Raw genomic sequence first — 13,431 nt, 5'->3', positions numbered from 1 at the left:
TGACGGCAATCAGGAACGCGATCGCGTCAGCCCCCTCAACCCCTAACCTTCGCCTGCGCCACCTTCATCGCCAGGTTTCGGTTCATCGCCAGCGTCAGCGCGATACTCGGAACGCATGGAAAAACCCACACTCCGTCACCACGGCGGCGCCATCACCCACTCCGCCGTCATCCCGGCGAAAGCTGGCATCCAGCTATGCGCGGCTGCGCACAACACCGCGGCCCACAATATTCGAAAAAGCGCGCCCATCCCCACCAAAACCTCCGGCCCGTCAGGCTGGAAGCCCCCGGGTGTTCAACGTCGATGCCGATTTCTGGAGTATGCGCCTTTCCAGCACATCGAGCGCGCGCTGTCAAGGACTTTTTTCCTCAAATGGGTTTCGCAGGGCGACTGGCGGAACGGCGTGGCATGATGCGCGCGGTGCATCCGTTCCGCGGGAAGCGTGTGCCCTGTGATCAGACGCGCGGGTGCGCGGGCATGCCCGCCTGGCCGTTCGGCACGATCGTCTTGCCCACCGGCCACAGCGCGATGCCGACGAGCTTCAGGTGCGCCCAGGCGAAGGGAATGCCGATAATGGTGATGGCATAAAGGAAGGCCCAGAACAGGTGCATCAGCGCCAGCCACCAGCCGGCCAGCAGCAGCCAGACGATGTTGCCGAGGGTACCGAGCGGCCCGGTGCCGATGTCGTCCTGTCCGGTCACCCGGTCACGCGGCAGGGCGGTGTAGCCGAAGGGCATCAGCGCATAGAGCGCGATGTTGAAGGCCGCGCGCGCCCACGGAATACCGATGATGGTGATGGCCATGACGACCGCCGCGACCAGCCAGCCGAAGGCCATCCAGGCGCCGCCCAGAAATATCCAGATGATGTTCAACAGAAGCGACATGTTGGCCTCCTCGGTTCCCGACCCGGCATATGGGGAGTTGCGCGGCGTTTCGCCAGCGGAATCTCGCGCCTGTTCCGATCAGGCGGAACAGCCTGGCCGGAGCGTGCGCCCGATGGTGGCGGTTGACCCCCGTTGCCGGGGCTTCCATGCTGCGTCCATGCGATTCATCCACACTGCGGACTGGCAGATCGGCAAGCCCTTCCGGAACTTCGGCGAGAAGGAAAGCGTGCTGCGCCAGGCGCGGCTTTCCGCCATCGAAACGATCGGCCGCCTCGCCCTTGCCGAGGGCGCCGGGCATGTGCTGGTGGCGGGCGACCTCTATGACAACGATGCGCCGGCCCCGAAGACCCTGCTGGAGCCCGTGGAGCGAATGCGCGGTTTTCCCGCCGTCTCGTGGCACGTGATTCCCGGCAACCACGACTATCACCGGGGCAACGGGCTGTGGGACCGCGCCCGGGCGCTCGGCCTGCCGGAGAACGTCCGGCTTCACCTCACGCCGGAGGTCGCGTCACTCGGCGATGATGCCGTGCTGCTCCCCGCCCCCTTGCGCCGCAAGAGCGAGGTGAACGACCTCACCGAATGGATGGACCGGGCGGAGAGTGCCGCCGGCAAGATGCGCATCGGCCTCGCCCACGGCTCGGTCACCGGCTTTGGTGGCGAAGGCGACACCGGAAACCCCATCGCCCCTGACCGTGCCCGCCGCGCCCGCCTCGATTACCTGGGCCTGGGAGACTGGCACCGCACGCTGCAGATCGGCCCCGCCACCTGGTATGCGGGCACCCCCGAGGCCGACCGCTTCAACAGCCAGGAGGTTGGCGAGGTGCTGCTCGTCGACATCGCAGGCCCGGGCGCGCCGCCCGTCGTCACGCGCAGGCGCACCGGCGCCTTTCGCTGGCTCGCCCAGACGGAAGAACTCGCCAGTGCCGCCGATCTCGATGGCCTGGAGGCCAGGCTTCGCGCGCTGCCTGATCTCCCGGGCCTTCTCATGCGCCTCGGCCTCAAGGGCACGCTGGACCTGACAGCCCGCTCCGATCTCGAACGCCGGCTGAGCGGGCTCGAGGCCGCGATGTTCTGGCTGGAAGCCGATCTTGAACAGCTTCACGCCCGCCCCACGCTGGCCGATCTGGAGAAGATCGACTTCGACGGCGTGCTGCGCGAGGCGGCGGAGAAACTGAAGCAGCAAGCGGAGAACGCCGCACTCGGTCCGGTGGAGCGCCGCCGCGCCGGGGAGGCGCTGGTGCAGCTCTATCTCCTCACCCGCGACAGCCGCGGAGAAGCGGCATGAAGCTTCTCCACGTCTCCGTTGAAGGCTGCGGCCGCTTCGGCACCCCGGCGCGGATCGAAGGTTTCGCGCCCGGCGTCAACATTCTCGCGGCGCGCAACGAGGCGGGGAAGTCCACCCTGTTCCGCGCCATCCGCACCTGCCTGTTCGAGCGCCACTCGTCGACCGCCAGGGACATCGCGGCACTCGCCACTGACGGCCTGCTGCTACCCGTCGTAATCAAGGTCGGCTTCGAGCATGACGGCAGGCGCTACGAGATCGCCAAGTCTTTCCTCAAGAGCAAGTCGGCGAGCCTCTGGCGCGATGGGGTGGAGATCGCGCGCAATGCAGCAGCCGACGAAAAGGTATGGGACGTCCTCGGCATCGCGCCCAAATCGGCGCGCGGCCTTGATGAAGCAGCCTATGGCCTGCTGTGGGTGGCGCAAGGCAAGTCCTTCCTCACGCCGGAGCCGTCCGAAGGCGCCAGGAGCGCCTTGAACGAGGTGATCCAGCAGGAGGTTGGAACACTGGTCGGCGGCGAACGCGCGCGGCAGCTCCTGGGAACGGTGAAGGAGGAGCTTGGCCGCTTCCTCACGGACAGCGGAAAGCCGAAGACCGGCGGCCCCCTGCACGCCGCCATCGAGGCCAATGCGGGGCTCACCGCCGAGCGCCTCGACGTCGAGGAGCGGCTCGCGGCCCTCAATGCCAGGCTCGATGATCTCGCCAAGCTGAGGGCCGATTATCGTGCGGCAAGCGATGCGGCCACAGCGCAGGACATGAAGGCGGACCTCGAGGAGACGCGCCAGAAGCTCGACGCCGCGGAGAAGGCGGGCGAGGAGTTGAAGCGCCTCGCCGCGGACGAGCGCCAGGCGAATGATCTCGTGCGCTCGCAGGAGGAGAAGTGTCAGGAACTGAAGCGGCGCGCCGAGGCCATCGACGGCCAGCGCGCGAGCCTCAAGGACTTGCTGGCCGGCCTCGCGCCGATCGACCAGGACATGGCGGTCGTCACGGCGGCGCTGAAGGACCTCGGCGCGCGCAAGGCGGCGCTGGAGGCCGGGGCGGACGCGCTCGACAGAGAGGAGCGCGATCTCGCCCGCCTCGCCAACCTCGCGGCGAAGCTCGCCCAGCGCGCCGCGCTCGCGTCGCGGCTGGAACAGCTGGAGGCGCTGCGCAGCCGCACCGCAGCCAATGACGCGGCGCTGAAATCCGCCCGCGTCGATGAGGCGGCGCTGAAGTCGCTGGAGGCTCTTGAGCAGGACGAATCGAAGCTGCGTGCCCGCCTTGAAGCCGGCGCACCGCGCATCAGCATCGAAGCAAGGCCCGGCGCGGATGTGCGCATTGATGGCGCGCCCGTCACCGGCGCCACGGCGCGCTCGATCACGGAGACCGTTGCCATCACCGTGGGGAGCGACGTGGCCATCAGCGTCACGCCCCCGCAGACCACGCGCGATGCGGCGGAAAAGGCTCTGGCTCTGCACCGCGACAGGCTGAAAGCGCTGCTCTCGTCCTGCGGCGCCGCGGATGCCGCCGATCTCCGCCGCCTGCGTGCGGAGCGCGCGGCGCTGGAGGAACAGGCACGCGAACTCAGGGCCGAGCGTGCCGCTCTTGCGGTGAAGGACAGTGCCAGCGCCGAAATCGAGCGGCTGCAGGCAGCGATCGGCGACATCGATGCCGAGGCGGCGCGCTCCACGTCCGATGGCCAGCCGATGCCGGCCGCCGCCGAGATCGAGAGCCGCAAGCATCAGGCTGCCGCACGGCGCGGCGAGCTTCACGCTTTGCGCAGCGGCCTTGAGGCGCAGGCGGACGCCCGGAAGGAGGCGGAGACGCGGCTCATCAAGTCGCGCGCCAGGCTGCAGGGCCAGACGGAGGCGCTCCACGCGCAGCTCGCCTCCGAAATCGCCCTGCTGCCTGACGAGACGCGCGCCGCGCGGATCGCGGCCAGCGAGGCGGACCTCGCGGCACGCCGCGATGCACACCGCATCAAGGTCGCGCTGCTGGCCGGCAGGCAGGCGCAGGCGCCGGAGGAGGGCGAGATCGAGCGCCTGCGCGCCCGCGCCGCGCGCCTCGCCTCGGCCATCGAGGGCCAGCAGAAAAGGGCCGAAGAGCTGCGCGGGGCCATCGCCAGGCTCGAGGGCGAGGTGCAGGTGGCGGGCGGCGACGGCCTGGGCGAGCGCGCCGCGAGCCTGAAGCTGCAGCAGGAGATGGCGCTCGCCGGGCAGGCCCGCATCGCCGAGCGCGTCGAGGTGCTGAAGCTGCTGCGCAGGACGGTTGACGATTGCTATGCCGAGCGCCGCGAGCAGCTCAGCGCGCCGCTGCGCCGCCACCTCAAGCCCTTCCTGCACGACGTATTTCCGAAGGCGGATATCGAGCTGGGCGAGAATTATGAGATCGCGGCGCTGAGCCGCTCCGGCCCCGCGGCGGAACTCTTCGGCCGCCTGTCGCTCGGCACGCAGGAACAGGTGGCGGTGCTCGTCCGCCTGGCCATGGGCGCCATGATCTGCGAGCGCGGCGCGGAGGTGCCGGTCATCCTCGACGATGCGCTGGTGTTCTCCGACGATGCGCGCATCGAGCAGATGTTCGACGCCATCAACCGCGCGGGGAAAAACCAGCAGGTCATCGTGCTCACCTGCCGCGCCCGCTCCTTCACCTCGCTCGGCGGCAGGCAGCTGCGGATCCTCTGACATGGAGCATGATCCGCAAAAGTGGAACCGCTTTTGCGATAAGAACATGCTCAAGGTTTTTTATCTGGCAGATGATCCGATCAGGTGCTTCCTCGCGATCGGAATATGCGCTGGACGGAAGTCCCGGCGTCTCCGCCAGCCCATGGCGCCACCGTGGGCGGTGGAGGCGGAGCGATTATTCTTCGCTCAACACGATTCCGCCACGTTCTCCACCGAAATGGACCTTCGGCAATCTTGTTCCGTTCGTGGTCCGCGTTCAGCCGGCAGGCGGGGTTACCGCCGTCCGCGCCTGTGGCTTCCCGGCCACCTGTTGGACGAGATGCGGCGCCCTCTGGGAGATCGACCGACATGAGGAAATTTGGCTTTGGCCTTCTGGCAGCCGGCATGCTTGCAACCGCAACCGTGCTGACCAGCCTGCCCGCGCAGGCGCGCGGCGGCGGCACGATCTGGATTCCGCCCGTGGATGGCGACATGGGGGGCGGCATGCGCGACGGCCTCGGCGATATGGGCGGCGCCTGGGGCGGCGGCTGGCAGGGAGGCCGCGGGTGGAACGGGCGGCCACCCTACAACGGCCGCTGGAACAATGGCGGCTGGAACAATGGCCGCTGGAACAATGGCGGCTGGAACCGGAACTGGTACCGCAACGGCCGCTGGTATGGCCCGCGTTATGTTTACCGTTATCCCGGCTATAATTACTTTTATGGCGGCTTCTGGTATCCTTGGCCGTGGTGGAACAGTGGCTGGAATGCTCCGATGGGCGGCAATTACGGTTATTATGGCGGCTACTCCGGCGGCGGCGCAAGGGCGCGCCATGTCGCCTGGTGCCAGGGCCGCTATCGCAGCTACAATGTCCGGACCAACACCTACAGGGGCTATGACGGTCTTGAGCACCGTTGCAACAGCCCCTACGATTGACCGAATCGAAACCGGGCGGAACCGCCGCTTGGCCCGATCCCTGCCCTTGCAATTGCCTGGGCGGCAACCATGCCGCCCCCGGCCAACGTGTTCAACCAGTGTGTGAAAGAATATGAGCATCCTCGATTTGGCTAGAGTTACCGGCAAGGAGCGCAAGCTCGTGCTGGCCAAGGTCCCCCGCGCCACCGCCATCCTCAAATCGCTGTCGCACGAGGCGCGGCTGCTGATCCTGTGCCTGCTGTGCGACGGCGAAAAGCCGGTCTCCAAGATCGAGGAACTGATGGGCATGCCGCAGGCAGCCGTGTCCCAGCAACTGGCGCGCCTTCGCCGTGCCGGGCTGGTGAGCACGCGGCGCGAGGGCCGCAGCATATTCTATTCGATCGCCAGCGAGGATGCCTCGCGCCTGATCTCCACCCTGCATGACATGCTGGGTGGCGAGAACCGCCCCATGCCGCGCAGCCGCGCATAGAGCATTTTCAGGTCAAGTGGACACCGGTTGACCGTCGAAAATGCGACCAAACAAAGAGATAGATCACGATCCGCAAAAGTGGAACTCACTTTTGCGGCAAGATCATGCTCAATCAAATTATATGGCGTATGTCTGACCAGGTGATTCCACCTGACCGGAACATGCGCTGACCGCGCCGCACAAGTTTTCAGCGCATCAGCGCTGGAACCCGGTTCACGCGGTTTGCGCGCTCATTCAACTCTTATCGAATCCGAACGGGCCGCAATAACCGTGGTTCCGGCTTGCGCTTTTCGGCGCGAAAATGCCTGTCATATGTAAGCGCGGAACTCCGCGGATAAGTTTTCCCGGAATGCGGCGGGGCAGGCAACCCGGCGGCATTTCATCCATGCGGACTCCGTGATGTAACGCAGATTGCGGCAGCCCTCCGGGTGCGGAAGCTGTTCGTGAGGAAAGGCTGGAGCCAACATGTTCATAAGGATTGGGCGCGCCAGGCGCCTGTTGACGGCAACGCTGGCGGCGGGCGCGCTGTTCGCCGCCGCCGCGGGCGCTGAAGCGCAGAACACCCAGGGCGAGCGGCTGCGCCCCGGCTTCCCCGTCCTCAAATTCGCCGAACAGCAGGTCTCGGGCAGAACCGCGGTCGACCGCCTCGGAGCCCGCCTGCCGGAGGTGGCAGGCTGGTATGGCAAATCCGCCGGTCAGCTGCGCGACCTGCTGCTGACGGACCGTAGCGTCCGCCTCGACGCCGAGGGCCGCATGTTCGTTGTCGAGGACCTTGCAGCGCCGCTGCAGGCCGTGACGCCGGGCACGCAACGCGGCGTCGCCGATGGCCAGCTGTCGCCCCCCGCCCAGACCTTCCGGCTCCACTCGAAGCCTGGCTCCAACCGCACGATCTATCTCGACTTCGATGGCGCGACCCTGACTGGCACGGCCTGGAACACCACCGGGAAGCCCATCACCGCCAAGCCATTCGACATCGACGGGGTGGTGAGCACCGCCTTCTCCGCGGCGGAACTTCAGCGCATCCAGTACATCTGGCAACGGGTCGCCGAGGACTATGCGCCCTTCGACGTCGACGTGACGACGGAAGCGCCACCGGCCGACCGGCTGGCGCGCAGCAACAGCGCCGACACCGTGTTCGGCACAACCGTGCTGATCACCAACAACGCCGGAGTCTACGCCTGCACCTGCGGCGGCATCGCCTATGTCGGCGTGTTCAACAGCACGACGGAAAAGTTCAAGCCCGCGCTGGTGTTCCACAACATGCTGGGCAAGGGCGACGAGAAGTCGGTGGCGGAAGCCATCTCGCACGAGGCCGGCCACAACATGGGCCTGAGCCACGATGGCACGGCCAGCGCGGCCTATTACAGCGGCCAGGGCGCCGATCCGCTGACAGCCTGGGCCCCGATCATGGGCGTGGGCTATTACAAGCCGCTCGTCCAGTTCAGCAGGGGCGAATACGCCGGCGCCAACAACAGGGAAGACGACTTCGCGGTGGCGCAGAGCTTCGGCCTGCCGCTGCGGGCGGATGACCATGGCGACACCGTCTATGCCGCGGCGCCCTTCAGCGGCGACATGCAGGATGGCGTCATCGGGCGCGCCGGCGACGTGGACATGTTCGCGATCACGGCCAATGCCGGCGCGTTCAGCGCAACGCTTGCCCCGGCCACCCGCTCCGGCAACGCCGATCTCGCGCTCTCGCTGCTCAACGCCGCGGGCGAGGTGCTCGCCACCGCCAGTCCACAGAACACTCTTGGCGCCGCACTGAGCTTCCAGCTTCCGGCGAAAGGCCAATATTTCATCGCTGTGCGCGGCACGGGCCAGGGCGACCCGGCGGCCACCGGCTATTCCGACTATGGGTCGGTCGGCAATTTCCGCCTTACCGCCCGCTATGCCGCCGCGGCCGGCGCGCCGCCCAATGCGGTGCTCGCCGCCAGCGCCACCTACGGCATCGCGCCCGCCGCCATTCGCTTCGATGCCAGCAAATCGACTGACAAGGACGGCGCCGTCCGGTCCTTCTACTGGGATTTCGGCGACGGCACGGCGGATAATACCGGCGCGCTGCGGACCCTTACCAAGACCTATTCGGATCCCGGCCTCTACACGGCCCGCCTGACGGTGGTGGACAACAGCGGCTTGCGCTCCGGCGCCACCATGCAGATATCGATTACCGCGGGAAGCGCCTCGGGGACGCCCCAGGTCCGGCCAGCCGGCGTGTCGCTGGCCGTCAGCGCCTCGGGGGCGGTGCACGCCCGGGCCGCCGTGGCCGCGGTCTTCCGGTAAGGCGCCCGCGCATGTTCCGTTCAGGCGGAACCACCTGAACGGAACATGCGCCAGATCAAAAATTTGAGCATGATCTTTTCGCAAAAGCGGTTCCACTTTTGCGGACCATGCTCTATGACGGCGAGCCGCTGAGCAGGGAGGCGAGCCGCGATAGGCATGAGCTGCACAGCCGCTCGGCCGCTGCGGCGGTTGCAGCCTCGGCATAGCAGCGCAACTCGGGTGCGTTGCCGGACAGCCTGACATGCAGAATGTCGCCGCTGGCGAGTGTTGCCCGCAGGCCATCGCTGCGGTCGGTGGCGGCAGGCATGCCGCCGAACAGCCTTTCCATGCCGGCAACCGAGGCATCGGCGGCGGCCAGCAGCACCCGGCAGGCGGCGGGGTCGACGTCCTGCAGCCTGCCGCTGAAGCTGAAGCGGGCCGGCAGTCCCGTCAGCAGCTGCGACAGCGGCGCCTGCAGGCGGCGCGCGGCCGACAGCGCCAACAGCAAGGGCAGCACCGCATCGCGCGTGGGCAGCGGGTCCAGCACGCCACCCGCCAGACTGGCGGGGCTGCCGAGCAGAAAGCCGCCATTCGCCTCGAACCCAACCACGGGCTGGTGGCGCGCCCCCTGCATGCCGGCAATCACATGGGGCGAGCCGATGCGCGTGCGCCTGACCTCGGCAAACAGCCCGCAGGATTCGATCGCCGTGGTGCTGTTGACCGGGGTCACAACCGTTCCGGCCTGCAACTCGCGGGCAGAGAGCAAGCCCAGCGTGTCGCCGCGCAGCCACTGCCCCGTCCCGTCGGCAATCAGCGGCCGGTCGGCATCGCCATCGGTGGTGATGATCGCGTCAAGCGGGCAGGCCGCGGCCCAGGCAAGGGCAAGCGCCCTGTCCTCCTCGCGCACGGCCTCGGTGTCGATGGCCACGAAACCGTCGCTGCGGGCCAGCGGCAGCGTCTCGGCGCCGAGTGCGCGGAACAGCTCATGCAGCAGGTCCCGCGCCGCCGAGGAATGCTCATAGACGCCGATGCGCAGGCCGGACAGCGCATCGGGCGCGAAGGCGCTCCGGTAGCGCGCGGCATAAAGCGCCAGGGGTGCGGGGTCGGCGGGCGGCAGGGCCGCGGGTGAACTGTCGTCGAGCGGCCAGGGCGCCTCCGCGGCCAGGATCAGCCCCTCGTCCTGCTTCGAGATCTCGCCTTCGGCGCGGTAGAACTTCAGGCCGTTGCGGTTAAAGGGAATGTGGCTTCCCGTCACCATGATGGCCGGAACGCCAAGCTTTGCCGCCGCGAATGCAAGCGCCGGCGTGGGCAGCACCCCGGCATTGATCGCGCCGATGCCGAGCCGCCGCGCGGCGTCATGGCAGGCCGCCGCGATCCCCGGGCTGCTGGGGCGAAGGTCGTGTCCGATCAGCAGGCCCCGCGGCGGACTGGCGGGCATGGCGAGAAAGGCTTCGGCATAGGCCCGGCACAGGCCGGGCGTCAGGCTGGCGACAGGCCCGCGCACGCCGCTGGTGCCGAAGCCAGCCCCCGCCTCCGCGGCAATATCGCCAAGGCGCCTAGTTGCGGGCATAGATGTCTTCGTAGCGGATGATGTCATCCTCGCCGAAATAGCTGCCGGTCTGCACCTCGATCAGCACCATGTTGCTCTGGCCGGGATTCTCCAGCCGGTGCTTCTCGCCCAGCGGGATGTAGACGGACTGGTTCTCGCTCACGAGCCTCACGCTGCCGCCCACGGTGACCCGTGCCGTGCCCTCCACCACGATCCAGTGCTCGGAGCGCAAGCGGTGCGACTGCAGGGAGAGCGCGGCACCCGGCAGCACCACGATGCGCTTCACCTTGAAGCGCTCGCCGGTGGCCAGGGTTTCGAACCATCCCCAGGGGCGGCGGTCGCTGCGAAAGGCGGTGGCCTGCGCCACCTTGTTCTCCTTCATCGCCTCCACCGCGTCCTTCACCCGCTGGGCATCGGCCTTGCGCGCCACCAGCACGGCGTCCGGCATGGCCACCGCCACGATGCCATCAAGGCCGATGCCGACGAGTTGCAGCGTCTCGTCCTCCGAGCGCAGCAGGCTGTCACGGCAGCCGATCGCCAGCACCGCGCCTTCCTGCACCACGCCATCGCCGGACGCGTCGCCTTCGCTCCAGACGGCGGCCCAGCCGCCGAGATCGGTCCAGCCGCCGCCATAAGGCACCGCCCACAGGTCACCGGCGCGCTCCATGATCGCGTAGTCGATGGAGATGGACGGGACCGTGTCCCACGCCCCGGGCGCGAGGCGAAGGAAGGCGAGGTCCGGCCCCGCCTCGTCAACGGCGCGCGTCACCGGTGGCAGCAAGTCCGGCGCGAGCCTGGCGAAGGCGCCGATCATCGTGTCGCTGCGGAACAGGAAGATGCCGGCGTTCCACAAATGCCGGCCGGAGGCCAGCATGTCCTTCGCGGCCGCCAGGTCCGGCTTCTCCACGAAGCCCGCGAGCGGCACGGCCTCCGCGCCATCGGCAGCGGCGGCGAGTTCGAGATAGCCATAGCCCGTTTCCGGCGCATGCGGCCTGATGCCGAAGGTGACGATGCCGCCGTCCCCGGCGCGGCGCGCGCCCGCCGCCACAGCGAGACGGAAGGATGCAGGATCCGGCATGAGATGGTCGGATGGGGCCACCAGCGCCAGCGCGCCGGGCGCCTGCCGCTCCAGCCACAGCGTGGCGGCCAGCACGGCCGGCGCGGTGTTGCGCGGCGATGGCTCGATCAGAACGGCGGCGGGCGCGATGCCGATCGCCGCCAGCTGGTCGCGCACCACGAAGCGGAAGTCGGCGGAGGTGACGACCACGGGACTGGCATAGCCCTCGCCTGACAGCCGCCGCGCCGTGGCCTGGAACAGGCTCTCCTCCCCCACCAGCCGCGAGAACTGCTTGGGAAAGCTCTGGCGCGACACCGGCCAGAGCCGCGTGCCGGACCCGCCGCAGAGAATGACCGGGTGGATGATGCCGCCAGCCTGCCCTGTGACCATGAGGGTGAACTTCTCCCGACCTGTGCTGGAACGCCGCCCGTGACTCCCGGCGCCGAGTGATAGGGGAGCGCTTCCCCCGAGGCAAGCGAAGGCGCTGCTCCGGGCGGCCATGCGCCTTGCCGCTTTGGCACCTGCCCCGCGCGCCCCGGCGCCCGATTGCCGCGCCGGAACGGGCATGCGCACAACCCCGCATGAGCGAATATAAGTTTCCGCCCAAATTTCCTTATCTAGATTGTGCGGGCAATGTTTAGTGGTATAGTCTCAGGGAGTCCGGCAACCGACAGTCGGGGCGGCAGGCGGCAGGACCCGCATGGGAGGGACAACATCACCGTGGACAAGAGCCATCTGATATTCCGCATCAACCGCGCGGTCCGCGCGATCGAGGCAACATCGGGGCTTGGCGAGCTCGACATTTCGGCGCGCAGCATTCTCAGTTTCATCGGCGAGGCCGAAGCCGGGCAGCGCACGCTGAACGTCTCGGACATCGTGAAGGGACCGGGCTTCGGCACGGCGCCCACCGTCTATGCCCGTCTGTCGGAGCTGGAGAAGGCAGGCTGGATCAAGTACTTTCCCGATCCGCGGGACGGTCGCGCCAAGCAGGTTCAGCTCACTCCGCTGGCCCACCGCACCTATGCGAAAATGTCGAGCGAAGCCCAGAAGCTGATGGCGGCCCAGAGGGCCTGACCTCTGTTTTCCGGCGGTGCCGGCCGACAACCGCTGACGCTTGACGTCCTCCCGGCCATCGTTATATCTGACTGGATATAACGATTTTGGAAGGAGATTGAGATGATCGCGCGCCGGGCATTCGCCATCGGGTTCGTGGCTGCGGCTGCCGTTCTTGCCGCACTTCCGCCCCTTCCAGCCTTGGCCGCCGAAAAGGTGACTGTTTTCGCCGCCGCCAGCCTCAAGAATGCTCTGGACGAGGTGAGTTCCGCCTGGAAATCCGCTTCAGGCAAGGAGACCGCCAGCAGCTACGCAGCGAGCTCTGCCCTGGCAAAGCAGATCGAAAGCGGAGCGCCCGCCGACATTTTCATTTCCGCCGATCTCGACTGGATGACGTATCTGGCCGACAAGACGCTGATCGTTGGCGGCAGCCAGGTGAAGCTGCTGGGCAACGCCCTGGTGCTGGTGGCGCCGGCCGACTCCAAGGCCTCGGTCACCATCGCCCCCGGCTTCGACCTCAAGGGCGTGCTCAACGGCGGCAAGCTCGCCATCGCCGACGTCAAGGCCGTGCCCGCCGGCAGATACGCCAAAGCGGCGCTCGAGAAGCTGGGCGTGTGGGACAAGGTTGAGGGCAGCCTCGCCCAGGCCGAGAATGTGCGCGCCGCGCTGAAGCTCGTCGCCACCGGCGAGGCCACGGCCGGCATCGTCTACCAGACGGACGCCAACGAAGAGAAGGAGGTCAAGGTTCTCGGCGTCTTCCCGGAAGATACCCATCCGAAGATCATCTATCCGGCCGCGCTTGTGGCGGCCTCGAAAAACCCGGATGCGGCGGACTTCCTCAATTTCCTGCAATCGCCCGAGGCGCTGGACATCTTCAAGGCGCACGGTTTCGTCATTCTCGCCAGGTAAGGACGGTCCCTTTTCCGGCCAAAGGCCGCTGGACGCAAAGGTGCAGCAGGCATTCCGTTCAGCGGATGTTTTGCAGAACCAAGGAGCGTGCGCCGCCACCGAAAACGCCGCCCGGCCTTCGGCCAGACGGCTTTGGGAACTGGTAGCGGGAGGACAACCCCCCATGATTGTGTTCCAAGCGACCGAGCCGGCGCCTGCAATAATTTGTTGTAGTAGTGAACCGTGATGAAGTTTCGTCACGGCGTAAGTCGCTCTAGGAGCCTGTCTGGAAAACAGCCTAGACGGCGGGGATAGAATTTGATTCACTCGGGTTATGAGCAAGACATTTCGATCGTGGGAAGTAGATCAGGCGTGGCTTTTGCCGGCTTCGGTTCATGACTTTGTGCCGCCTGGT

At 67.4% G+C, this 13,431-nt stretch carries 11 protein-coding genes; 8 read left to right on the top strand and 3 right to left on the bottom strand.

Going from position 1 to position 13,431, the window contains the following annotated elements:
- Window positions 1-115 precede the first annotated feature (115 nt).
- Window positions 116-412 (top strand): hypothetical protein, encoded by a 297-nt coding sequence (locus IOC69_RS05625; RefSeq protein ID WP_290542559.1) that lies wholly within the window; start codon window positions 116-118, stop codon window positions 410-412.
- Between the two features lie 43 nt (window positions 413-455).
- Here IOC69_RS05625 and IOC69_RS05620 read toward each other — a convergent pair whose 3' ends face one another.
- A complete protein-coding gene (locus IOC69_RS05620; RefSeq protein WP_290542558.1) occupies window positions 456-884 on the bottom strand; it encodes a YccF domain-containing protein in 429 nt (142 codons plus the stop codon).
- Window positions 885-1,041: 157 nt separating this feature from the next.
- On the opposite strand from IOC69_RS05620, the gene IOC69_RS05615 reads away from it, so the two are divergent.
- From IOC69_RS05615 to IOC69_RS05595, 5 genes are all read left to right on the top strand, one after another.
- The gene (locus IOC69_RS05615; RefSeq protein ID WP_290542557.1) at window positions 1,042-2,169 is read left to right on the top strand and encodes a DNA repair exonuclease; all 1,128 of its coding nucleotides are present in this window, start codon (window positions 1,042-1,044) and stop codon (window positions 2,167-2,169) included.
- On the top strand, window positions 2,166-4,826 hold the full coding sequence (locus IOC69_RS05610; RefSeq protein ID WP_290542556.1) for a hypothetical protein: 2,661 nt from the start codon (window positions 2,166-2,168) through the stop codon (window positions 4,824-4,826). The genes IOC69_RS05615 and IOC69_RS05610 overlap by 4 nt, the downstream gene beginning before the upstream one ends.
- 348 nt (window positions 4,827-5,174) lie before the next feature.
- Entirely contained in the window at window positions 5,175-5,741 is a 567-nt protein-coding gene (locus IOC69_RS05605) for a BA14K family protein (protein ID WP_290542555.1), read from the top strand.
- 112 nt (window positions 5,742-5,853) lie between these two features.
- A complete protein-coding gene (locus IOC69_RS05600) occupies window positions 5,854-6,210 on the top strand; it encodes a metalloregulator ArsR/SmtB family transcription factor (RefSeq protein ID WP_290542554.1) in 357 nt (118 codons plus the stop codon).
- Between the two features lie 465 nt (window positions 6,211-6,675).
- A complete protein-coding gene (locus IOC69_RS05595) occupies window positions 6,676-8,490 on the top strand; it encodes a PKD domain-containing protein (RefSeq protein ID WP_290542553.1) in 1,815 nt (604 codons plus the stop codon).
- A 112-nt stretch (window positions 8,491-8,602) separates the two neighbouring features.
- Here the strand turns inward: IOC69_RS05595 and IOC69_RS05590 are convergent, their stop codons facing one another.
- Both IOC69_RS05590 and IOC69_RS05585 read right to left on the bottom strand, forming a co-directional pair.
- Window positions 8,603-10,039 carry a phosphomannomutase gene (locus IOC69_RS05590; protein WP_290542552.1) on the bottom strand — a complete coding sequence of 479 codons (1,437 nt, stop codon included), beginning with the start codon at window positions 10,037-10,039 and terminating at the stop codon, window positions 8,603-8,605.
- Window positions 10,026-11,465, bottom strand: a complete 1,440-nt coding sequence (locus tag IOC69_RS05585) for a mannose-1-phosphate guanylyltransferase/mannose-6-phosphate isomerase (RefSeq protein ID WP_290542551.1) — start codon at window positions 11,463-11,465, stop codon at window positions 10,026-10,028. The genes IOC69_RS05590 and IOC69_RS05585 overlap by 14 nt, the downstream gene beginning before the upstream one ends.
- A 330-nt stretch (window positions 11,466-11,795) precedes the next feature.
- Here IOC69_RS05585 and IOC69_RS05580 point away from each other — a divergent pair, with 330 nt between their 5' ends.
- Window positions 11,796-12,149, top strand: coding sequence for a hypothetical protein (locus IOC69_RS05580; protein ID WP_290542550.1), 354 nt, complete (start codon window positions 11,796-11,798; stop codon window positions 12,147-12,149).
- A 102-nt stretch (window positions 12,150-12,251) separates the two neighbouring features.
- On the top strand, window positions 12,252-13,037 hold the full coding sequence (gene modA, locus IOC69_RS05575) for a molybdate ABC transporter substrate-binding protein (RefSeq protein WP_290542549.1): 786 nt from the start codon (window positions 12,252-12,254) through the stop codon (window positions 13,035-13,037).
- Window positions 13,038-13,431 lie beyond the last annotated feature (394 nt).

This window comes from Aestuariivirga sp., assembly GCF_020252405.1.
Lineage (GTDB): Bacteria > Pseudomonadota > Alphaproteobacteria > Rhizobiales > Aestuariivirgaceae > Aestuariivirga.
Note: the sequence above shows the minus strand (reverse complement) of the source record. Positions and strands in the feature narration are given on the sequence as shown.